16 protein-coding genes, 1 tRNA gene and 1 pseudogene are annotated in these 21,793 nt (G+C 72.4%); 14 read left to right on the forward strand and 4 right to left on the reverse strand.

Going from position 1 to position 21,793, the window contains the following annotated elements:
- Positions 1-5: 5 nt before the first annotated feature.
- Positions 6-85: transfer RNA gene (locus PU704_RS04535), tRNA-Leu, on the reverse strand.
- A 270-nt stretch (positions 86-355) separates the two neighbouring features.
- On the opposite strand from PU704_RS04535, the gene PU704_RS04540 reads away from it, so the two are divergent.
- The 4 genes from PU704_RS04540 (at position 356) to rpsA (ending at position 6,987) form a co-directional block, all read left to right on the forward strand.
- The gene (locus tag PU704_RS04540; protein WP_047803981.1) at positions 356-931 is read left to right on the forward strand and encodes an ANTAR domain-containing response regulator; all 576 of its coding nucleotides are present in this window, start codon (positions 356-358) and stop codon (positions 929-931) included.
- A gap of 53 nt (positions 932-984) precedes the next feature.
- Entirely contained in the window at positions 985-3,876 is a 2,892-nt protein-coding gene (gene polA / locus PU704_RS04545; RefSeq protein WP_277550372.1) for a DNA polymerase I, read from the forward strand.
- A gap of 47 nt (positions 3,877-3,923) precedes the next feature.
- Positions 3,924-5,336, forward strand: a complete 1,413-nt coding sequence (locus PU704_RS04550; RefSeq protein ID WP_047803959.1) for a GNAT family N-acetyltransferase — start codon at positions 3,924-3,926, stop codon at positions 5,334-5,336.
- Positions 5,337-5,505: 169 nt separating this feature from the next.
- Positions 5,506-6,987 carry a 30S ribosomal protein S1 gene (gene rpsA / locus PU704_RS04555; protein ID WP_277550373.1) on the forward strand — a complete coding sequence of 494 codons (1,482 nt, stop codon included), beginning with the start codon at positions 5,506-5,508 and terminating at the stop codon, positions 6,985-6,987.
- A 206-nt stretch (positions 6,988-7,193) separates the two neighbouring features.
- Here rpsA and PU704_RS04560 read toward each other — a convergent pair whose 3' ends face one another.
- Positions 7,194-7,913 carry an IMPACT family protein gene (locus PU704_RS04560; protein WP_277550374.1) on the reverse strand — a complete coding sequence of 240 codons (720 nt, stop codon included), beginning with the start codon at positions 7,911-7,913 and terminating at the stop codon, positions 7,194-7,196.
- A 275-nt stretch (positions 7,914-8,188) separates the two neighbouring features.
- Here PU704_RS04560 and coaE point away from each other — a divergent pair, with 275 nt between their 5' ends.
- The 3 genes from coaE to PU704_RS04575 all read left to right on the forward strand — a co-directional run bounded on the left by coaE (position 8,189) and on the right by PU704_RS04575 (position 11,057).
- Positions 8,189-8,812, forward strand: a complete 624-nt coding sequence (coaE, locus tag PU704_RS04565; RefSeq protein ID WP_277550375.1) for a dephospho-CoA kinase — start codon at positions 8,189-8,191, stop codon at positions 8,810-8,812.
- A gap of 100 nt (positions 8,813-8,912) precedes the next feature.
- Positions 8,913-10,667: a BCCT family transporter gene (locus tag PU704_RS04570; protein WP_277550376.1), complete on the forward strand. Its 1,755-nt coding sequence runs from the start codon at positions 8,913-8,915 to the stop codon at positions 10,665-10,667.
- A 120-nt stretch (positions 10,668-10,787) separates the two neighbouring features.
- On the forward strand, positions 10,788-11,057 hold the full coding sequence (locus PU704_RS04575) for a hypothetical protein (protein WP_075871826.1): 270 nt from the start codon (positions 10,788-10,790) through the stop codon (positions 11,055-11,057).
- 182 nt (positions 11,058-11,239) lie between these two features.
- Here PU704_RS04575 and PU704_RS04580 read toward each other — a convergent pair whose 3' ends face one another.
- On the reverse strand, positions 11,240-12,460 hold the full coding sequence (locus PU704_RS04580) for an ROK family transcriptional regulator (protein WP_277550378.1): 1,221 nt from the start codon (positions 12,458-12,460) through the stop codon (positions 11,240-11,242).
- Positions 12,461-12,575: 115 nt separating this feature from the next.
- Between PU704_RS04580 and PU704_RS04585 the strand changes: the two genes are divergently transcribed.
- The 7 genes and pseudogenes from PU704_RS04585 to PU704_RS04615 all read left to right on the forward strand — a co-directional run bounded on the left by PU704_RS04585 (position 12,576) and on the right by PU704_RS04615 (position 20,642).
- Complete coding sequence (locus PU704_RS04585) at positions 12,576-14,084, forward strand: sugar ABC transporter ATP-binding protein (RefSeq protein ID WP_277550379.1); 1,509 nt, start codon at positions 12,576-12,578, stop codon at positions 14,082-14,084.
- The gene (locus PU704_RS04590) at positions 14,081-15,091 is read left to right on the forward strand and encodes an ABC transporter permease (RefSeq protein ID WP_075871816.1); all 1,011 of its coding nucleotides are present in this window, start codon (positions 14,081-14,083) and stop codon (positions 15,089-15,091) included. Before PU704_RS04585 ends, PU704_RS04590 begins: the two co-directional genes overlap by 4 nt.
- Positions 15,088-16,185: an ABC transporter permease gene (locus PU704_RS04595; RefSeq protein WP_277550380.1), complete on the forward strand. Its 1,098-nt coding sequence runs from the start codon at positions 15,088-15,090 to the stop codon at positions 16,183-16,185. Before PU704_RS04590 ends, PU704_RS04595 begins: the two co-directional genes overlap by 4 nt.
- Positions 16,185-17,420 (forward strand): annotated as a pseudogene (locus tag PU704_RS04600) (substrate-binding domain-containing protein); the annotation flags it as partial. The gene PU704_RS04595 and the pseudogene PU704_RS04600, both read left to right, overlap by 1 nt.
- A gap of 103 nt (positions 17,421-17,523) precedes the next feature.
- Complete coding sequence (locus tag PU704_RS04605) at positions 17,524-18,393, forward strand: sugar phosphate isomerase/epimerase family protein (protein WP_277550381.1); 870 nt, start codon at positions 17,524-17,526, stop codon at positions 18,391-18,393.
- Complete coding sequence (locus PU704_RS04610) at positions 18,390-19,565, forward strand: Gfo/Idh/MocA family protein (RefSeq protein WP_277550382.1); 1,176 nt, start codon at positions 18,390-18,392, stop codon at positions 19,563-19,565. Before PU704_RS04605 ends, PU704_RS04610 begins: the two co-directional genes overlap by 4 nt.
- A gap of 78 nt (positions 19,566-19,643) precedes the next feature.
- Entirely contained in the window at positions 19,644-20,642 is a 999-nt protein-coding gene (locus tag PU704_RS04615) for a sugar phosphate isomerase/epimerase family protein (RefSeq protein ID WP_277550383.1), read from the forward strand.
- Positions 20,643-20,808: 166 nt separating this feature from the next.
- On the opposite strand, the gene PU704_RS04620 is transcribed toward PU704_RS04615, so the two are convergent.
- Positions 20,809-21,540, reverse strand: coding sequence for a polysaccharide deacetylase family protein (locus tag PU704_RS04620; protein WP_277550385.1), 732 nt, complete (start codon positions 21,538-21,540; stop codon positions 20,809-20,811).
- Between the last annotated feature and the right edge of the window lie 253 nt (positions 21,541-21,793).

A 21,793-nucleotide genomic window follows, 5' to 3' on the forward strand; every position in this document is an offset into this window, starting at 1 on the left:
GCTCGTGCCCAAGGTGGGACTCGAACCCACACTCCGAGGAACCGCATTTTGAGTGCGGCGCGTCTGCCAGTTCCGCCACTTGGGCCCGTGGTCGCAGTCCCCGCGGCCCCGTCGAGGGGACTGCTCCTGCGCTCGACCAGCGTACAACAGTTATAGGCTGGGACCGATCGGACGGCACGTGCCGTGCCGGGCGGCCCCGGGCCACCCGTGCACCCGGAGTCCGCGGTCCCGCCCGCCGCGGGACCGCCCCACCAGCAGGCAAGGAGTCAGCGTGACGGAGCAGCCGAAACCCGCCCCGGCGGAGGAGCCCGAGGACCGGGACAGCGCCCTTCCCGAGGAGGACGCCGGGACGTCCCTGCGCCCGCCCCGCCGGGTGGTGGTGGCAGAGGACGAGACCCTCATCCGCCTCGACATCGTGGAGATGCTCGGGGAGGCCGGCTACGACGTGGTGGCCGAGGCCGACAACGGCCAGCGCGCCGTCGAGCTGGCGCGCGAGCACCGCCCGGACCTGGTCCTGATGGACGTGAAGATGCCGGTCCTGGACGGGATCACGGCCGCCGAGCAGATCGCCTCGGAGCGGATCGCCCCGGTGGTCCTGCTCACGGCCTTCAGCCAGCGCGAGCTCGTCGAGCGGGCTCGCGAGGCCGGCGCGATGGCCTACGTGGTCAAGCCGTTCACCGTCGACGACGTGGTGCCGGCGATCGAGATCGCGATCTCGCGCTTCGAGGAGATCGCGGCGCTGGAGCGCGAGGTCTCCGACATGAAGGAGCAGTTCGCCACCCGCAAGCTCGTGGAGCGGGCGAAGTCCCTGCTGACCACCAAGATGGGGCTGACCGAGCCCGAGGCCTTCCGCTGGATCCAGAAGACGTCGATGGACCGGCGGCTGTCCATGCGCGAGGTCGCCGAGGCGATCATCAACCAGGTCGCCTGAGCGGCACGCTGCGGGACACGGAGCCCGTCCGGCCCGGGCCCTAGGATGGGTCCGTGAGTGAAACGACGCAGCAGATCCTGACCGACAGCAGCTCCGAGGCCGGCGTGCGCACGGTGACCGTGGGGGCCGAGACCGACCACCCGGTCGAGGTCGAGATCCCCCGGCCGGTCTCCCGGCCGGAGCGGAAGCTGCTGCTGGTCGACGGCCACTCCCTGGCCTTCCGGGCGTTCTTCGCGCTCTCGCGCGCCGCCGAGTACGGCGGCGGGCCCGCCTTCGTCACCTCCGACGGGCGTCACACCGAGGCCGTGTACGGCTTCGTGAACACGCTGGTGAAGCTGGTCCGGGAGCAGAAGCCCACCCACCTGGTGGTCTCCTTCGACCTCGAGGGCCCCACGCTGCGCTCCCAGGAGTACGGGGAGTACAAGGGCGGGCGGGACGAGACGCCCGAGGAGTTCCACGGCCAGGTCCCGCAGATCCGGCGGATCCTCGAGGCACTGGGGGTGCCCGTGGTCACCGCGGAGGGCCACGAGGCCGACGACGTCCTGGCGACCCTGGCCCGCCGCGGCGCGGAGCAGGACTACGAGGTCCTCGTCTTCTCGGGGGACCGGGACGCCTTCCAGATGATCGACGACCACGTCACGGTGGTCTACCCCGGGCGCACCCCCTCCGACCTCAAGCACATGGACGCCGCCGCGGTGGTGGAGAAGTACAAGGTCCCGCCGCAGCACTACCCCGACCTCGCCGCGCTGACCGGGGAGCAGGCCGACAACCTCCCCGGGGTGCCCGGGGTGGGGGCCGGCTTCGCGGCCAAGTGGATCCTCGCCTACGGGGACGTGCCCTCGCTGCTCGAGCACGCGGACCGGATCAAGGGCAAGAAGGGCGAGGCGCTGCGCGAGCACCGGGCGGCCGTGGAGCGCAACCGGCGGCTCAACCGGCTCGTCACCGACCTCGGCCTCGACGTCGACCTCGCCGACGCCGGGCTGCCCGTGCCCGACGCCGAGGCCGTGGGCGAGGTCTTCGACGACCTCGAGTTCGGCGACGGGCTGCGCAACCGGCTCTTCGACGCGTTCGGCCGGCCGCAGGACGAGAGCGCCCCGCCCGCCGACCTCGGCCTCGGCGAGGTGGCCCGGCCCGGCACCGGGGAGGAGCTGCAGGACTGGCTGGCCGCGGAGGACTCGCCCGTGGTCCTGCGCGCCCTGCACCGCGCGGACGACCCCGAGCTGCCGGGGGCCCGCGAGCTCTCCGGGGTCGTCCTGGCCCGCGGCGGGAACGCGCCCTCCGCCGTGTTCCTCGACCTCTCCGCCGCGGACGCGGCACTGGAGGCCGCCCTGGCCGGGTGGCTCGCCGACGCGGGACGGGCGAAGATCGTGGACGGGGTCAAGGACGTCTGGAAGTCCCTGTCCGTGCGCGGGCTGGTGCTCGAGGGCGTGGTGGACGACCCGCAGCTCTCCGCCTACCTCCTGCAGCCGGCGCGGCGCAGCTACGAGCTGCCGGCGCTGCTCGAGGAGCGGCTCGGCCTGACGGTGGCCGCCGCGGAGGACACCGGCCCCGCCGCCCAGGGCCAGCAGGAGCTGACCCTGGAGGAGCGGCCCTGGCCGGACCCGGCCGTGCTGCGCCGGGAGGCGGAGCTGGCCGTGGCCACCACCCAGCTCTCCGAGCACCTGCTGGACAAGCTCGCGGAGACGCACCAGACCGGCCTGCTCACCGACCTGGAGCTGCCGCTGGCGGTCGTGCTCGGCCGGATGGAGCTGGCCGGGATCGCGGTGGACCCCGAGGGCGTGCAGGTCCTGCTCGACGACTTCGCCCGGGTGATCGAGCAGGCCAAGCAGGAGGCCCACGCCCAGATCGCCGAACCCGTGAACCTGGGCTCCACCAAGCAGCTGCAGCAGGTGATGTTCGAGGAGCTGGGGCTGCCGAGGACCAAGAAGATCAAGTCCGGCTTCACCACCGACGCCGACGCCGTGGCGGAGCTGCTCACCCGCACCGACCCCGAGTCCAAGGGCCACCGCTTCCTGGCGAGCCTGCTGGCCTACCGGGACGCGAACAAGCTGCGGCAGACCGTCGAGGGCCTGCAGAAGGCCATCGCCGAGGACGGGCGGGTGCACACCACCTACATGCAGAACGTCGCCGCCACGGGCCGGCTGTCCTCCACCAACCCCAACCTGCAGAACATCCCGGTGCGCACCGAGGAGGGCCGGCGCATCCGCGCCCTGTTCGTGGTGGGGCGCCCCGGGCCGGGCCGGGAGTACGAGCAGCTGCTGACCGCCGACTACTCGCAGATCGAGATGCGCATCATGGCACACCTGTCCGGGGACGAGGCGCTCATCGAGGCGTTCCGCAACGGCGAGGACCTGCACCGGTTCGTCGGCTCGAAGATCTTCGGCGTGGCCCCGGAGGAGGTCACCGCGGCGATGCGCTCCAAGGTCAAGGCCATGAGCTACGGGCTGGTCTACGGGCTGAGCTCCTTCGGGCTCTCCAAGCAGCTGCGGATCCCGGTGGACGAGGCACGGACGCTGATGAGCGACTACTTCACCCGGTTCGGCGCCGTGCGGGACTACCTGCGCGGGGTCGTGGAGCAGGCCCGCGCCGACGGCTACACCGCCACGATCGACGGCCGCCGCCGCTACCTCCCGGACCTCTCCAGCGACAACCGGCAGCTGCGGGCCATGGCCGAGCGCGCCGCCCTCAACGCCCCGATCCAGGGCTCGGCCGCGGACATCATCAAGAAGGCGATGCTGGGCGTGGACCGCCGCTTCACCGCCGAGGGCCTGTCCTCCCGGGTGCTCCTGCAGGTCCACGACGAACTCGTGGTCGAGGTCGTGGGCGGGGAGACGGCCGCCGTGGAGCAGGTGCTGCGCGAGGAGATGGGCGGGGCCGCCGAGCTGGCGGTGCCACTGGAGGTCAACGTGGGCGCCGGGCGGTCCTGGCACGAGGCGGCCCACTGACCGCTCCGCCCGACCGCCTGCTCCGCACCGCCGACGAAGGACACGACATGGACCTGACGCACGAGGCACCGACGCCGCCGACCACCCCGGGCACCGTGACCGAGTCCTACTCGGCCGGCGGGCACGACTACACCTTCGCGGAGTTCGGGGTGGGCCCCGGCGGAACCGCGGGGAACCCCGCCGCGGTGGAGTGGGTCCGGGCCATCCGCCAGGGCTTCCACCAGGCGGAGCCCACCGAGGAGACCCTCGAGCGCACCCTGTCCTGGATGCACGCCGAGCGGGTCCGGCTGCGGGCCGCCTATCCGCACGCGGTGCCCGAGGCGGCGCTGCCCACCCGGCGACCCGTGGCGACGTTCACCTCGTGGGAGGGCTCCCTCAACGTGGGCCGCGGCCGGCTGCTGCGCGCACGGCTGATCTCCGAGGTCACGGTGCGCCCCACCCACAGCCGCCGGGGCCTGCTGCGCCGGCTGATGACCGGCGACCTCGACCGCGCGCAGCGGGACGGCTACCCCGTGGCGCTGCTCACCGCCACGGAGGCGACCATCTACGGGCGGTTCGGCTTCGGCGCCGCCACGTTCAACCGGGAGGTCAGCGTCGACGCCACCACCCGGCTGCAGCTGAAGGCCCCCACGGTGGGCACCGTGGAGATGGCCGACGGGGAGGCCGTGCGCCAGCTGGCCCCCGTGCTCTTCCAGCGCTTCCACGAGAGCTCGCACGGGTCGGTGAGCCGGGTGGCCTACCACTGGCCGGAGTACACGGGGGAGTACGCCATCACCCCGCAGAAGGCCGACCCGGAGGTGCGCTGCGCCGTGCACTACGACGACGCGATGCGCCCGGACGGCTACGTCACCTACCGGTTCGAGCCCAATACCTCCTACCCGCTGACCCTCACCGTGCTCGACCTCGTGGGCGCCTCCCCGGACGTGTCGATCGCCCTGTGGGAGTTCGTCACCTCCCTGGACCTCGTGGACCGGGTCCGCTTCGGCCGGGCCCCCGTGGAGGACCCGCTGGTGTGGGCGATGACCGACCGCGCGCAGTACCGGGTCACCTCGGAGTCGGACAAGGTCTGGGTCCGGGTCCTGGACCCGGCCGCCGCCCTCGAGGCCCGCCCGTACACCGTGCGCGGGCGGATCGTGATCTCCCTGGTGGACTCGATGGGCTACGCCGACGGCCTGTGGGCGCTGGACACCACCAGCGGGCGCCCCGTGGTCGAGCGCGTCGCCGACCGTCCCCGCACCGCCGACGACGACGCCGGCCGGTCCGTGCCCGCGGTGCAGCTGCCCGACGGGGCCGACGTGGCGATGCGGGTGGACGTGCTGGGCTCCCTGTACCTCGGGGCGGTCAAGGCCAGCACCCTGGCCCAGGCCGGGCTGATCGTCGCCCGGGACGAGGACGCGCTGCGGGACCTGCAGGACTTCATGGAGACGCCGACCGCCCCCTACGGGGTCACGCAGTTCTGACCGGCGCCGCCCGCGCGGGCGCGTGTTGCTTCCTTTTCGGCGCATCCGTAGACTGAGCCGGTGCGTGCTGTGCACGCACCCTGTCCAACAGTCCTTCGGAACGGCCGCGGCCGGCCGGCAGGTGCCGTTCCGACTGATCAGAACCTATCCACATCGGAGCCCCTACTACATGACCACCACCACCCCGCAGGTTGCCGTCAACGACATCGGGTCCGAGGAGGACTTCCTCGCCGCTGTCGACGCGACCATCAAGTACTTCAACGACGGCGACCTCGTCGAGGGCACCGTCGTCAAGGTCGACCGCGACGAGGTCCTTCTCGACATCGGCTACAAGACCGAGGGCGTCATCCCGTCCCGCGAGCTGTCCATCAAGCACGATGTCGACCCCGACGAGGTCGTGACCGTGGGTGATGAGGTCGAGGCTCTGGTCCTCACCAAGGAGGACAAGGAAGGCCGCCTGATCCTGTCCAAGAAGCGGGCTCAGTACGAGCGCGCCTGGGGCGACATCGAGAAGGTCAAGGAGGAGGACGGCGTCGTCACCGGCACCGTCATCGAGGTCGTCAAGGGCGGCCTCATCCTGGACATCGGCCTGCGCGGCTTCCTGCCCGCCTCCCTCGTCGAGATGCGCCGCGTGCGCGACCTCGCGCCGTACATCGGCCAGCAGATCGAGGCGAAGATCATCGAGCTGGACAAGAACCGCAACAACGTGGTCCTGTCCCGCCGTGCCTGGCTCGAGCAGACCCAGTCCGAGGTCCGCTCCAACTTCCTGCACAAGCTCGAGAAGGGCCAGGTCCGCACGGGCACGGTCTCCTCGATCGTCAACTTCGGTGCCTTCGTGGACCTGGGCGGCGTCGACGGCCTGGTGCACGTCTCCGAGCTGTCCTGGAAGCACATCGACCACCCGTCCGAGGTCGTCGAGGTCGGCCAGGAGGTCACCGTCGAGGTCCTCGACGTGGACATGGACCGCGAGCGTGTCTCCCTGTCGCTGAAGGCGACCCAGGAGGACCCGTGGCAGCTGTTCGCCCGCACCCACGCCCTCGGCCAGGTCGTGCCGGGCAAGGTCACCAAGCTCGTTCCCTTCGGTGCGTTCGTGCGCGTCGAGGACGGCATCGAGGGCCTGGTGCACATCTCCGAGCTGGCCCAGCGCCACGTGGACATGGCCGAGCAGGTCGTCTCCGTGGGCGACGAGCTGTTCGTCAAGGTCATCGACATCGACCTGGACCGCCGCCGCATCTCGCTGTCGCTCAAGCAGGCCAACGAGGGCGTGGACCCGGACTCCACCGAGTTCGACCCGGCCCAGTACGGCATGGCCGCCGAGTACGACGAGCAGGGCAACTACAAGTACCCCGCCGGCTTCGATCCCGAGACCAACGAGTGGATCGAGGGCTTCGAGGAGCAGCGCGCCGCCTGGGAGCAGCAGTACGCCGACGCCCAGGCCCGCTGGGAGGCCCACAAGGAGCAGGTCCGCAAGTCGATCGCCGAGGACGCCGAGGCGGCCGCCGGCGGCACGACGAGCTCCTCGTCCTCGTCGTCCTCCTCCTCTTCCGCGCCGGCTCCGACCAGCTACTCCTCCGAGGCTCCCGCCGACTCCGGCACCCTGGCCTCCGACGAGGCCCTGGCCGCGCTGCGCGAGAAGCTCACCGGCGCCTGAGCCGACCGGCACCGGTAGGCAGTCCCGCACTGCGCTCCGACGGCCCCCGCCCTGTCCAGGGCGGGGGCCGTCCCCGTGTCCGGACGCGGCCGCTACCGGCGCGGTCATGCTCCGGCCCGGTCACGCTCCGGCAGCGGCTGCCGCGGCTCGGCCGGAACCGGCCCCGGACGCCACCGGTGCGACCCGGCGGTCCCGCCGCGGGGCGCTCAGGCCGGGGGAGCGGCGGGGGAGTCGACCCAGTCCACGCCGTCCGGGTGCAGGACCCCGGTGCCGGCGGTCAGCGCGGCCACCCGCGAGTGCGCCGCGGCGAGGGCGGCGTCGTCGTCGGGCAGGGCGAGGCCCAGCTCGGCGCCCGCGGCCCCGTAGGAGGTGCCCAGCACGGTGAGGCCGGTGGCCCGCAGCTCGTTCTCGATCCGGCCGGCGTCCGCGTGCGAGGCCGGCAGGCGGTAGAGGCGCTGCCGCCGGGGGCGGACCAGCTGCGCCCCGTCGAGGGCCTGGGACACGGCGTCGGAGTAGGCGCGCACCAGTCCGCCGGCGCCGAGCAGGGTGCCGCCGAACCAGCGCACCACCACCGCGCTGACATCGGAGAGGTCGGTGACGTCGGCGCCACCCGCGGCCGTGCCCGTGCGCCGCAGCACCAGCGCCTCCAGCATGGGCAGGCCGGCGGTGCCGGCCGGCTCCCCGTCGTCCGAGGAGCGCTGGACGTCCCGGTCCGGGCCCAGCACGAACGCGGAGCAGTGGTGGCGGGCGTCGTGGGAGCTCCGGCGCAGCTCCTCCACCAGGGCCCGCGCCTCGGCCTCGGTGCCGGCCCGGCGGAGCACGGCCAGGAACCGGGACCGCTTGATCTCCAGCTCCGCCACCGCCTCGGTCCCTGCGGCGAGCGTGGTGTAGCCGGTGGCGCGACTGAGCAGGGGGTCCGGGTCCATGCTCCCCACTCTAGGGCGGCCCCGGCGCTCCCTCGACGGGGCCGCTGCTGCTGCCCGGATCGGTGGAGGGCACCGAGCGGACGGACCCGCGTCGGGGCGGAACGTGCCCCGCGCCGCCGACGCGGCGGCGGCGCTCGCCCCGGCGGGCCGCGGGTTCCGCCGGCTACGGGAGCCTAGCCCGCATGGGTCCGGCACGCCCCCGGACGTGCTGACCGCCGTCGCGGCCGCCGGGGAGGCGTGCGCTCCCGTCCGCGCCCGGCGGCTACCATGGCCGCATGCTGACCATCGGACTCACGGGCGGGATCGCCTCGGGCAAGTCGACGGTCTCCCGGCGGCTCACGGAGCTCGGCGCCACGGTGATCGACGCAGACGCCATCGCCCGGGCCCTGCAGGAACCCGGGCAGCCCGGCCTGGAGGGGATCGTCGAGGAGTTCGGACCCTCGGTGCTGACCCCTGACGGGCGGCTGGACCGCGCCGCCCTGGGCGCCCTGGTGTTCGGGGACCCGGAGGCCCGGCAGCGGCTCAACGCGATCGTCCACCCGCTGGTGCGGGCGGAGGCCGAACGGCTGGCCGCCGCGGCCGGCGAGGACGCGGTGCTCGTGGAGGACATCCCGCTGCTGGTGGAGACCGGCCAGCACGAGCGCTTCGACCACGTGCTCACCGTGCAGGCCCCCGTGGAGGAGCGGGTGCGCCGGATGGTCGAGGACCGTGCGATGACGGAGACGGACGCCCGGGCGCGCATCGCGGCCCAGGCCACGGACGAGGAGCGGGCCGCGGTCTCGGACACCGTGCTGGCCAACGACGACTCGGTCCAGCGGCTGCTCGACCGGGTGGACGCCTGGTGGGAGTGGCACGTCGAGCCCCGCCTGCCGTCCCCGGCCCATCCCCGCCGCCTGTAACTCTGCGTCACGTCCGGGTAGGGTCGAGGGCGACCGAAGCACGTCGTCCAGACACGGCGGCGGTCCGCTCGACGTGGCCGGCGGCCGGGGAAGCTCTCCGATGCTCAACTCACTGCACGATGCCCTGCGGCTGCGGACCAGTCCTGCCATCTTCTTCGGCTCCGCCCTGATCATCATCGCCTTCGTGGTCCTGACCCTGGTGTTCACCGACGCGATGGACGCCTTCTTCGCGCAGGGCTCCGCCTGGGTCATGGACCAGCTCGGCTGGTTCTACATCCTCGGGGTGACCGTCTTCCTGCTCTTCCTCATCTACCTGATGATCAGCCGTTTCGGGCAGGTGCGTCTGGGGGCCGACGACGAACGCCCCCAGCACACCAACCTGTCCTGGTTCTCCATGCTCTTCGCCGCCGGGATCGGGACGATCCTGATGTTCTGGGCGGTCGCCGAGCCGGTCAACCACTTCGCGAACCCGCCGCGGCAGGGGGTGGAGCCCGAGTCCATGGAGGCGGCGACCGAGGCCATGGGCTTCACGCTGTACCACTTCGGACTGCACACCTGGACGATCTTCACCCTCCCGGCCCTGGCCTTCGGCTACTTCATGTACAAGCGCAACCTGCCGCCGCGGGTGAGCTCCATGTTCCAGCCGCTGCTGGGCGAGCGCATCCACGGCCCCGTGGGCCGGGGCATCGACATCCTCGCCATCGTGGGCACCCTCTTCGGCGTCGCGGTCTCCATCGGGCTGGGCACCATGCAGATCAACAGCGGCCTGGCCCGGCTCGTCGGCATCTCCGAGTCCGCCCTCTCCCAGATCCTCATCATCGCCGCCGTGAGCCTGGTGGCCTCCGTGTCCGTGGCCCTGGGCCTGGACCGGGGCATCAAGCGGCTGTCGAACACCAACATCCTCATCGCGATCGGCCTGCTCGTCTTCATCCTCGTCTCGGGGCCCACCGTGATGATGCTCCGGGGCATGGTCGAGTCCGCCGGCACCTACCTCTCGATGCTCCCGGCGCTCGCCTTCTGGAACGACACGCTCGCGGACACCGGGTGGCAGAGCGGCTGGACCGTCTTCTACTGGGCGTGGACCATCACGTGGTCACCGTTCGTGGGTATCTTCATCGCCCGCATCTCCCGGGGCCGCACCATCCGCCAGTTCGTCTCCGGCGTGCTCGCGTTCCCCACCCTGTTCTCGGTGATCTGGTTCGGGATCTTCGGCATGGGCGTGTTCAACATCGAGCTCAACGGGGGCGGGGGACTGGTCGAGGCCGTCGTCGACGAGGGCGACATCCCCGGGGCGATGTTCGTCTTCCTGGAGAACTTCCCGTTCTCCACGGTGACCTCCGCGGTGGGCGTGCTCATCGTCGTGCTGTTCTTCATCACCTCGATCGACTCCGCCGCCCTGGTCATGGACACCATGGGCAGCGGCCACGAGGAGGAGGCCCCGGTCCACCAGCGGGTGTTCTGGGTCGTGGCCATCGGCCTGATCGCCGCGATCCTGCTGACCGCCACCGGCACCACGGGACTGGCGGCCCTGCAGAACGTGGCCATCCTCATCGGCCTGCCCTTCTTCGTGCTGGGCTACCTGATGATATATTCGCTCCTGAGGGCCCTGCGCGAGGACGCCGGCGAGATCGGCGTCCTGCCCACCCGCCAGTGGCGGCGGGTGCTGCCCCCGGAGGAGTTCCACCGCCGCAGCAGTGACGGCGCGGTGGACGAGGAGTTCGTGGTGGCGCCGGACTACGTGCACGGCTCGGAGCCGGAGAACGCCCCGAGCATCGACCACCCGGAGCAGCCCGACTACGTCCGGGAGTACCGCACCACGACCGGCTCCCTCAAGAAGATCCGCGACATCGAGTAGCTCCTCCGGAGCGCAATACGAAGGGCGGCCCACCGGCGATTCCGGCCGGAGGGCCGCTCTCTCCCTTTCTGCGCCGGCGGTAGAATGGTGACCACCATCACATCGGCATCGGGGGACGCCATGGTGAAGAAGAAGCAGGCCACCGCACGGGACGGGGAGCAGCCGCACCGCATCCTCGACCGGCTCAATGCCATCGCGATGCGGGTCTACGGGCCGGGGGACCGCCTCGCCCAGGGCCAGGAGGGTCAGCACATGAGCGAGGCCGCCGAGCAGTGGTACCAGGAGGTGCAGGAGCACTTCTACGTGGAGAAGGACCAGCACGGCAACGAGTACCTCTACCACCGCGACGACTCCGGAGAGGGCACGAACACCGGCAGCGCACGCAACTGAACCGCATGCACCGCAGAACGGGCGGGCGCCTCACGGAGGCGCCCGCCCGTTCTGCGCGCGCCGGCCGCTCGTGACAGCGATGAGTGCCGAGCGCGACGGGGAACTAGTCCGTGCACCCGTTCCGCCAGGTCGTCGGACGATATTCGTGCAGAACGGGGCGGGGAGACCGAGGGCGGAGGTCCTCAGGCCGTGGTCAGGGTGGCGCAGGCGGCCTCGATGGACTCGGGGGACAGCACGTGGTCGACGGCCATCACGGTCGCCCCCATCACCCCGGCCCGGTCCCCGGCGACCGAGGGCGCGACCCGCAGGTGCTCCGTGGCCAGGGGCAGGGACCGCCGGTAGACGACCTCGCGGATCCCGGCCAGCAGGTGCTCACCGGCCTGGGCGAGGCTGCCGCCGATCACGATCACGGACGGGTTGATGAGGTTCACGCAGGTGGCCAGGACGTCACCGATGTCCCGGCCGGCCTGACGGATCGCCTGGACGGCCCGGGCGTCGCCGGAGCGGACGAGGTCGACCACGTCCTGGCTGGTGCCGAGCTCACCGGCGGACTGCGCGTTGAGCGCCGCCACCAGCGCGGGCGCCCCGGCCAGCGCCTCGAGGCAGCCGATGTTGCCGCAGCGGCAGAGGACCTCGCCGCCGCGCGGCACGCGGACGTGGCCGAGGTCCCCGGCGGTCCCCTGGGCCCCGCGCTGCAGCGCCCCGCCGGAGATGATCCCGGCGCCGATGCCCGTGGCCACCTTGACGAACATCAGCTCGGTGGTCTCGGGCCAGAAGAAGCTCCGCTCGCCCAGGGCCATGATGTTGACGTCGTTGTCGACCAGCACGGGCACGTCGTACCGGGTCTGCACGAGGGCGGGGACGTCGGCGCGGTCCCAGCCGGGCATGATCGGGGGATTGATCGGCCGCCCCGTGCGGTGCTCGACGGGCCCGGGCAGCCCGATGCCGATGGCGGCGAGCTCCGAGACCGGACGGTTCCCGCGCTCGAGCAGCAGGGCGACCGTGCGCACGAGCCAGCCCAGGACCGCGTCGGGTCCCTCGTCGATCGCCAGTGCCTGGCGCTCCTCGGCGAGCTCCCGGCCGGAGAGGTCCGCCAGGATCACCCGGGCGTGCGTGGCGCCGAAGTCCGCGCCGACCACCACCCGGGCGCCGGGATTGAGGGCGAACAGCGACGGCGGGCGGCCGCCGGTCGAGGCGGCTCCTCCGTCGGGGGTGACGAGGCCCAGCGCCATGAGGGTGTCCACGCGCGACGCCACGGTGGAGCGCGCCAGCCCGGTCAGGCGGGCCAGCTCCGCCCGCGTCCTCGGGCGGCCGTCGCGCAGCAGCTGGAAGACCTCGCTCGCCCCGGGAGCGGGCGAGGCCGCCGGCCGCGATGAGGGCGTCTGCGGTGGACTCTTCAGCACTTTGTCAGTAGAGCACGGCCCCTTAGGGGGGTCAAGCGCGTCACAATCGCATGCACACAAACCAACTTTTGCCGGACTGTCGACAGAAGTTCGTGGTGCATGTCACAGTGACCGCATGAATGAGCGTGCGAGCTCCCCGGTGCTGCGGGTCACCGGCCTGTCGAAGTCCTTCTTCGGGGTGCCGGTGCTCCAGGACGCGGGGCTGCAGCTGTACGCCGGCGAGGTGCACGGCCTGGTGGGCGAGAACGGCGCCGGGAAGTCGACCCTGATGAAGGTCCTCGCCGGGGTCCACGAGCGGGACGCGGGCACCGTGGAGATCGACGGCATTCCTGTGGAGTTCCACCACCCGACACAGGCGCACGCGGCCGGGCTGTCGACAGTGTTCCAGGAGTTCAACCTGCTGCCCGACCGCACGGTCGCGGAGAACGTGTTCCTCGGCCGCGAGCCGCGCAGCGGTCTGCTGGTCGACAGGCGGGCCATGAACGCGCGGACCGGCGAGCTGCTCGAGGACCTGGGCGTCACCAGCATCCGGCCCACCACCACGGTGAGCTCGCTGTCGGTGGCGCAGCAGCAGATCGTGGAGATCGCCAAGGCCATCAGCTACGACGCCCGCATCATCTCCATGGACGAGCCGACCGCGGCGCTCGCGGGCCCGGAGGTGGAGCTGCTGTACGGGATCATCCGCCGGCTCCGGGCGCGCGGCACCGCGATCCTCTACGTGTCCCACCGGCTGCGGGAGATCTTCGACCTCTGCGACACCATCACGGTCCTCAAGGACGGCCGCGTCGTGGGCACCGAGCCGGCCTCCGCCATGGACGACGCCTCCCTGGTGCGCATGATGGTCGGCCGGCCGATCTCCGCCTACTTCCCGGACGAGGAGCCCGGCACGGACAGGGGCCGGGTGCTCCTGAGGGTCGACGACGGCGGCAACGACCAGCTCGACGCCATCGACCTGACCCTGCGGGCGGGGGAGATCGTGGGGGTCGCCGGGCTGCAGGGGTCCGGGCGCACGGAACTGGTGGAGGCCGTCTTCGGCGTGCACCCCTTCACCCGGGGGCGGATGGAGCTGGACGGGCGGCCGTACACCGCCTCCTCGCCCCGCCAGGCCGTCCGGCAGCGGATCGCGCTGATCACGGAGGACCGCAAGTCCCAGGGGCTGAGCCTCGACCAGTCGGTCCTGGACAACGTCCTGGGCGTCATCCGCTCCGTCTTCCCGCGGCGGACCGCCGAGGCCAGGAGGGCCGCCCCCGGGGTGCTGTCCTCCCTCGAGGTCGTGGCCCGGGACCTGGACCAGGAGGTCCAGTACCTCTCGGGCGGCAACCAGCAGAAGGTGGTGCTGGCCAAGTGGCTGGCCGTGGACCCCCGCGTCGTGCTCCTCGACGAGCCCACGCGCGGGATCGACGTGGGCGCCAAGATCGCCGTCTACCACCTCATGCGCCGGCTCGCCGCCGAGGGCAGGGCCATCCTCATGGTCTCCAGCGAGCTGCCGGAGGTGCTGGGCATGTCCGGGCGCATCCTCGTCATGCGGGACGGCCGGATCGCCGGTGAGCTCCCGCCCGACTCCACGGAGGAACAAGTGCTCCAGCTGGCCACCGGCGCCCGGACGGAGGGGGCCACACCATGACCGCGTTCTCCCGGCTCACGTCCACCCACATCGTCTACCTCGTGGTGCTGCTGACCTTCCTCGCCGGCACGGTGCTGGTCGGCGCCGCCGGGCGCAGCTTCGTCAGCGCGGGCAACGTCTCGGCGATCCTCACCGGGACCAGCGTCCTGGGGTTCATCGCGATCGGCCAGACGCTCGTGATCCTGGTGGGCAGCCTCGACCTGTCCGTCCCCTACGTCATCAGCCTCGCCAGCCTGCTCTCGGCCGGGATCATGGCCGGGCAGCCCGGCAACATCCTGCTCGGCGTGGCCGTGGCACTGCTCGTCTCGGCGGGCATCGGCCTGGTCAACGGACTGGTCGTGTCCGGGCTGAAGGTCCACGGGTTCATCGCCACGCTGGGCACCGGACTGATCGTCAGCGGCTACCTCGCCACCAACTACAAGGGCAGCTCGGGACAGGCCCCCGTGGCCTTCCGGCTGGTCGGCGCCACCGGCATCGGGCCCGTCCCGGTCTCCACGCTGATCATGCTGGCCTGCGCCGCCGTCGTCCTGCTGATGCTCACGCGCACTCGCCTGGGCCACCACATGTACGCCGTCGGCGGGGACATCCGGGTCGCCCGGATGTCGGGGATCCAGACCGGCACCCCGATCGTCGCCGCCCACGTCATCTGCTCCACGATGGCCGGCCTGGCGGGACTGCTGCTGGCGGCGCGGCTCGGGGTGGGCAGCCCGACGATCGGATCCCAGGGCGGCTACGACCTGCTCTCGATCGCCGCCGTCGTCCTCGGCGGGACGCTGCTCTCGGGCGGCAAGGGCTCGCTGGTCGGGACGCTGGGCGGCGTGCTGATCTTCGCGATGATCGACAACATCATGAGCGTCATGCAGATCAACCCGTTCCTCAAGGACGTCGTCCGCGGGATCGTCATCGTGGTCGCCGTCGCCGTGTACGCCCGGCGCAGGGTGGCCCGCCGGACCCCCCGCTTCGACGAGCACCAGCACGCCCGCGGCGGACAGGAGGTCCCGGCATGAGCGCCGCCGTCACGGATCGGGCCGCCGTCCTGCAGCAGAACCGCGCACCCCGGCACGAGCGCGTGCTGCGCGCCCTGCGGACGCCCGGGGGAGCGGTCTTCGTGCTCCTGCTGCTCCTGCTCGCCGCGGCGATCGCAGTCAACCCGTCCTTCGGGGAACCGGGTTCGCTGATCCGTTTCGTCGGCCGCACGGCGCCGATCGCCATCGCCGCCATCGGCCAGTACTTCGTGATCGTCTCCGGGGAGTTCGACCTGTCCATGGGGTCGGTGGTCACCGCCCAGGTGTTCGTGGCCGGCAACCTCATCGGCCAGGACGACAGCCGGGTGGTGCCCGTCCTGGTGCTCATGCTCGTCCTCGGCGCCCTGGTGGGACTGGTCAACGGCCTGGTCTCCACGCTCCTGAAGGTGCCGAGCTTCATCGTGACCCTCGGCACCATGCTCGCCCTGCTGGGGCTGGTGCTCTACTGGACCGGCGGCGCCGCCACGGGCAACCCCGCGGACAGCTTCCGGCAGATCGGCCGCGGGGGCATCGAGGACGTCCCGGTCCTGGAGGTCCTGCCCTATCCGGTGGTCCTGGTGACGGTGATCGCCGCCGCGGCCTTCTGGCTCATGCGCCGCCCCTACGGCCGGACGCTCATCGCCGTGGGCGACAACCCGCGGGCCGCGGCGCTGACCGGGGCCCGGGTCTGGTGGGTGCGGACCCGGGCGTTCATGCTCTCCTCCCTGTCCGCGACCGTCGCCGGGATCATCCTGGTGGGCTACGCCGGTGTGCACCCCTCCGTGGGGCGGGGATACGAGTTCACGGCCATCACCGCCGTGGTCCTCGGCGGGGTCGTCCTGGGCGGCGGGCGCGGCTGGGTCCTGTCCGCGGCCGCCGGGGCCTTCGCCCTCGAGACCCTCTTCGCGCTCCTGAACTTCCTGGGCGTCCAGTCCACGTGGCGGGACACGGTGCAGGGCGTGATCATCATCGTCGCGGTCGCCGCGGGCACCCGGACGTGGCAGCGCCGTCGGCGCGGCCGCGCGGACCCGGCCCGTGATCCACAGCGTGCCATCGCAGCACAGCCCGCCCCGGGCACCGACGAGGAAGGAACATGATGCGCCGAAGCATCCAGTCACAGGTCACCGTGGTGGCAGCGGCAGCGCTGCTGGGGCTGACCGCCTGCACCACCGATTCATCGATCGAGAACCCACCGGCCACCGAGGGCGCCGAGGGCGCCGAGCAGGCGGCCGCGACGCCGGCCCCGGAAGGCGGTGACGAGTGGTTCGACCAGGCCGAGTACGACGAGCAGTCCGCACAGCGGTCGGCCGACTTCCAGGGCGATCCCGAGCAGCCCTGGAGGCAGTACATCGAGGGGGAGATGACCCCGACCGCGGAGTACGCCGCGGAGGGGCCGCAGAAGGTCTGCTTCTCCAACGCCTCCATCTCCAACCCGTGGCGCCAGACCGGCTGGATCACCATGAACGAGCAGCTGAAGGTGCTCCAGGAGTCCGGGGTGATCGCGGAGATGGAGACCCGCGACGCGCAGGACGACGACAACACGCAGATCGCCGACATCGACTACTTCATCGCCGAGGGCGGCTGCGACGCGTTCATCATCTCGCCCAACTCGACCGCCGCCCTCACCCCGGCGGTCGAGCGCGCCTGCGAGACCGGCAAACCGGTGGTGGTCTTCGACCGCGGGGTGGAGACCGACTGCGCCACGACCTTCATCCACCCGATCGGCGGCTTCGCCTGGGGCATCGACTCGGCGAACTTCCTGGTGGACAACCTCCAGGAGGGCGACAAGGTCGTGGCGCTGCGCATCCTGCCGGGTGTCGACGTGCTGGAGCAGCGCTGGGCGGCCGCCGAGAAGATCTTCGAGGAGAACGGGATCGAGGCCACGGACTACTTCACCGGGGCCGACCCCACCGAGATCAAGAAGATCATCTCCGACGAGCTCGCCACCGGCGAGGTGCAGGGCGTGTGGATGGACGCCGGTGACGGCGCCGTCGCCGCCATCGAGGCCTTCGAGGACGCCGGCGCGGACTACCCCGTGATGACCGGCGAGGACGAGATGAGCTACCTGCGCAAGTGGGAGGACACCGGCCTGACCGGCATCGCCCCGGTGTACTCGAACTTCCAGTGGCGCACCCCGCTGCTGGCCCTCGAGCAGATCTTCGCCGGCGAGGAGGTGCCCGCCGAGTGGGTCCTGCCGCAGGAGCCCATCACCGAGGACCAGCGGGCCGGCTTCCTGGCCGACAACGAGGGGATGCCGGACGGCCACTACGCCAAGTTCGGCGGCGAGGACCTGCCGGGCTACCCCGAGGTGTGGCGGGACCGGATCACCCCCTTAGCCGCGCGACGGCCGCCCCGTCCGCCGCCGGAGGCCCCCGGGCCCTCCGGCGGCGGGCGGGGCGCCCACCCACCACACCGCACTGGAAGGAGAGCCGCCCATGCACCGCCCGATCGGCGTCAACACCTGGGTGTGGGAGTCCCCGCTGACCGACGCGAACCTGCCCCCGCTCCTGGCGAAGATCGCGGGCCTGGGCTTCGAGGCCGTCGAGCTGCCCCTGGAGCACGAGGGCGACTTCACCGCCGGGACGGTGCGGGAGGCGCTCGCCGGGCTGCGGCCGTGGATCGTGGGCGCCATGGCCCCCGGGCGGGAGCTGGTGCTGGCCGACGACGACGTGGTGCTGCGGACCCAGCGCTACCTCAGCGCCTGCATCCAGCTGGCCCACGACGTCGGCGCCCCCGCGGTGTGCGGCCCGTTCTACTCCCACACGGGACGGCTGTGGCGGATGGACGCCGCGGAACGGGAGCAGGCCTACGCGCAGCTGCGCCGCAACCTGGCCCCGCTCGCCGCGGAGGCCGAGGCCGCCGGTGTGGTCCTGGGCATCGAACCGCTCAACCGGTACGAGACCTCGCTGCTCAACACCACCGCACAGGCCCTCGAGGCCCTCGGCCCGCTGCTCGGGCACGGCGTGGGCCTGGCCCTGGACACCTACCACCTGCACCTCGAGGAACGCTCCTCCGCCCAGGCCGTCCGCGCGGCCGGGGAGCACCTGGTGCACCTGCAGGTCTGCGGCAACGACCGCGGAGCCCCCGGCGGGGACCAGACCGACTGGACGGGCATCTTCGACGCCCTGGACGCCGTCGGCTACACCGGCGCCCTGAACATCGAGAGCTTCACCGCGCACAACGCCAGCATCGCCACCGCCGCCGCGGTCTGGCGGGCACTGGCCCCGACCCAGGACCAGCTCGCGGAGCAGGGCCTGGCGTTCCTGCGCGCCGCCCGTGACCGGACCCGAGGAGGACACCCATGACCAGCCCCGCACCCGAGCCGGCCGCCCGCACCGACCGGGATCCCGCACCGGCCGTCCTGGGCGTGGCCGTGCTCGGCTACTCCTTCATGGGCAAGGCCCACTCCAACGCGTGGCGCAACGTCAACGCCTTCTATCCCGTGCCGCGCGTCGCGCAGCGGGTGCTGGTCGGCCGGGACGCCGGGCACGTTGCCGCGGCCGCGCAGCGGTACGGGTGGGAGGACAGCGGCACGGACTGGCGGTCGGTGCTGGAGCGGCCCGACGTCGACGTCGTCGACATCTGCACCCCCGGCCACCTGCACGCCGACATGGCCGTGGCCGCCCTCGACGCCGGCAAGCACGTGCTCGTGGAGAAGCCGCTGGCCAACACGGTGGCCGAGGCCGAGCGCATGGCGGCCGCCGCGGCCGCCGCCCGGGCCCGCGGGGTGCACGCCATGGTGGGCTTCAACTACCGCCGGGTCCCGGCACTGGCACTGGCGCGCACGATGATCGCCGACGGCCGGGTGGGCGAGGTCCGGCAGGTGCGGGCCAGCTACCTGCAGGACTGGCTCGCCGACGAGCGCGCGCCCATGACCTGGCGTCTCCGGCGGGAGACCGCGGGGTCCGGGGCCCTCGGGGACCTCGCCTCGCACGCCGTCGACCAGGTGCGCTTCCTCCTGGGCTCCCCGGTCACGTCCGTCTCCGGGACGACCGACACGTTCGTGGCGACCCGCGAGGGCCCGGACGGGACCGAGCGCGTCACGGTCGACGACGCCGCCTGGGCCACCCTGCGCACCGCCTCCGGGGCGGTGGTCAGCCTGGAGGTCTCCCGCTGCGCCACCGGCCGCAAGAACGCCCTCCAGATCGAGGTCTACGGCTCGCGCGGGGGCCTGCGCTTCGACCTGGAACGGCTCAACGAGCTGCAGTTCTTCGACACCACCGTCCCGGGAGACGTCCAGGGCTACGGCCGGATCCTCGTCACCGAGGACTCCCACCCCTACATCGGGGCGTGGTGGCCGCCCGGGCACACCCTCGGCTGGGACCACACGTTCACCAGCCAGGCCGCCGACTTCCTGCACGCCATCGACACGGGGGTCCCGGCCGCGCCCGACTTCGACGACGGGCTGGCCGTGCAGCGGGTGCTCCACGCCGTGACGGACAGCGCGGCGCGGGACGGCGCCACCGTCCGGCTCTGACCCCCGACCCACCACCACCGACCCACCACCGCCGCCCGATCCACCGGAGACCGCCTCTCCACGACACCGAGGACTGCCATGGGACACCGCTACACCCTGTTCACCGGCCAGTGGGCCGACCTCCCGCTCGAGCAGGTCGCCGAGCTCGCCGCCGGCTGGGGCTACGACGGCCTGGAGATCGCCGTGTCCGGGGAACACCTCGACGCCTGGCGGTGGGACGACGACGCGTACGTCCAGGACCGGCTGGCGATCCTGGAACGCCACGGGCTGGGAGTCTGGGCCATCTCCAACCACCTCAAGGGACAGGCCGTCTGCGACGACCCCATCGACTTCCGGCACCGGGCCATCGTGGGACCCCGGGTCTGGGGCGACGGCGACCCCGAGGGGGTGCGCGCCCGCGCGGCCGAGGAGATGCAGCTGACGGCGCGGCTGGCGCGCCGGCTCGGCGTGGACACGGTGGTCGGCTTCACCGGGTCCTCCATCTGGCAGTACGTCGCGATGTTCCCCCCGGTCTCCCAGGACGTGATCGACGCCGGCTACCAGGACTTCGCGGACCGGTGGAACCCCATCCTCGACGTCTTCGACGAGTGCGGCGTGCGCTTCGCCCACGAGGTGCACCCGTCCGAGATCGCCTACGACTACTGGTCCACCCACCGGGCGCTGGAGGCCGTCGGGCACCGTGAGGCCTTCGGGCTGAACTGGGACCCCAGCCACTTCCTGTGGCAGCAGATCGACCCGGTCGCCTTCATCTCCGACTTCGCCGAGCGCATCTACCACGTGGACTGCAAGGACACGAAGATGCGGATGGGCGGCGGGCGCAACGGCATCCTGTCCTCGCACCTGCCCTGGGGAGACCCCCGCCGGGGCTGGGACTTCGTCTCCACGGGGCGCGGCGACGTGCCCTGGGAGGACAGCTTCCGGGCCCTCACCGCGATCGGCTACGACGGGCCCATCTCCGTGGAGTGGGAGGACGCCGGGATGGACCGCCTCCAGGGCGCGCCCGAGGCACTCGCCTTCCTGAAGCGCTTCGACTTCGGTCCCGCCGGCGCCGCCTTCGACGCCGCCTTCCAGCAGTAGACGGCGCCCGGACACCGCGCCCCATCGCGCCCGGTGCCGGCCGATCGGTGCCGGTCGAGCGGCGCCGTGAGCGGCACCGGCCGTCGTCAGAGCGCCGGGGGCGGCGCCCGGACGACGTGGAGCCGGGGGTCCGGGCGCCTGCGGACGGACCGACCGCCCGGCGGGCCTAACCCCGCCGGGCGGGCTTGTCGAAGCGCCAGCCCTCGGCCTGGAGCCGGGGGATCACCTGGTCCACGGCCTCGACGGTCCGGCTCCGGTCGCCGCCGCCGTCGTGCAGCAGGACCACGGCCCCGGGCGTGACGCCCTCCTCGATGCGGCGCACCAGCTCGGCCGTGCCCGGAGGTGCCCAGTCGCCGATCGTGAGCCGCCAGCCCAGCAGCTGCATCCCCAGCTCGGCCGCGACCTCGGGCGTCCGTCCCCAGCTGCCGTAGGGCGCCCGGAAGTAGTCGATGCGCGCTCCCAGCACGGCGGCGCGGATGGCCGCGCTGGTCTGCTCGAGGTCCTGGCGGATCGCGTCCGCGTCCCAGTCGGCCATGTCGTCGTGGTGCATGGTGTGGTTGCACAGCCGGTGCCCGTCGGCGGCGATCTGGCGGACCACCTCGGGGTGCTGCTGCACGTGCTCGCCCCACAGGCAGAAGGTCGCCTTGACGTGGTGCTTCTTCAGCACGGCGAGCAGCGCCGGCGTGCTGACCGGGTCCGGTCCGTCGTCGAACGTGAGGCTGAGGTACCGGCCGTCGTGGACCGTCGAGTCCACGACGGCGGGGGTCGCCTGGTCGGCGCGAGCGGGCAGGGCGGTGACCAGGCCGGCGGAGACCACGGTGGCCAGGGCCGCGGCCCCGGCCACGAGGCGGCGCGCGGCGGGGGAGGACCGGGGGGAGGGTGCGGACGGCGGAGTCATGGGGAAATCCTTTCGGAGGCGTCACAGCGGGTGGAGGCGTCACCGCCGGCGAGGGGCGCAGCCCGGCCGGAATCGGTGCCCGGGAGCGGCTGAGGCGGCGGAGGGGTGGGGGAGGAGCGGATCGGACGCCCTAAAAGTAAAGAGTATTAACTAATCCGTCAAGGAATCGTCGGTCGTGCGTCGTCCGTGGCGAGTGTCCGCGCAGGCATCCGGCGCGGGCGCCCGGCACGCCGGCTGCCCGGTGTCCGTCGAA

Origin of the sequence: Kocuria oceani (assembly GCF_029524215.1) — a bacterium.
Classification (GTDB): Bacteria; Actinomycetota; Actinomycetes; order Actinomycetales; family Micrococcaceae; genus Kocuria; species Kocuria oceani.

Coding starts and splice junctions, on each gene's coding strand:
- PU704_RS04575 (WP_075871826.1), top strand. CDS start 10,788: ATGGTGAAGAAGAAGCAGGCCACCGCACGGGACGGGGAGCAGCCGCAC.
- PU704_RS04620 (WP_277550385.1), bottom strand. CDS start 21,540: ATGACTCCGCCGTCCGCACCCTCCCCCCGGTCCTCCCCCGCCGCGCGC.
- PU704_RS04590 (WP_075871816.1), top strand. CDS start 14,081: ATGACCGCGTTCTCCCGGCTCACGTCCACCCACATCGTCTACCTCGTG.
- coaE (WP_277550375.1), top strand. CDS start 8,189: ATGCTGACCATCGGACTCACGGGCGGGATCGCCTCGGGCAAGTCGACG.
- PU704_RS04585 (WP_277550379.1), top strand. CDS start 12,576: ATGAATGAGCGTGCGAGCTCCCCGGTGCTGCGGGTCACCGGCCTGTCG.
- PU704_RS04615 (WP_277550383.1), top strand. CDS start 19,644: ATGGGACACCGCTACACCCTGTTCACCGGCCAGTGGGCCGACCTCCCG.
- PU704_RS04595 (WP_277550380.1), top strand. CDS start 15,088: ATGAGCGCCGCCGTCACGGATCGGGCCGCCGTCCTGCAGCAGAACCGC.
- rpsA (WP_277550373.1), top strand. CDS start 5,506: ATGACCACCACCACCCCGCAGGTTGCCGTCAACGACATCGGGTCCGAG.
- PU704_RS04610 (WP_277550382.1), top strand. CDS start 18,390: ATGACCAGCCCCGCACCCGAGCCGGCCGCCCGCACCGACCGGGATCCC.
- PU704_RS04570 (WP_277550376.1), top strand. CDS start 8,913: ATGCTCAACTCACTGCACGATGCCCTGCGGCTGCGGACCAGTCCTGCC.
- PU704_RS04550 (WP_047803959.1), top strand. CDS start 3,924: ATGGACCTGACGCACGAGGCACCGACGCCGCCGACCACCCCGGGCACC.
- PU704_RS04560 (WP_277550374.1), bottom strand. CDS start 7,913: ATGGACCCGGACCCCCTGCTCAGTCGCGCCACCGGCTACACCACGCTC.
- PU704_RS04605 (WP_277550381.1), top strand. CDS start 17,524: ATGCACCGCCCGATCGGCGTCAACACCTGGGTGTGGGAGTCCCCGCTG.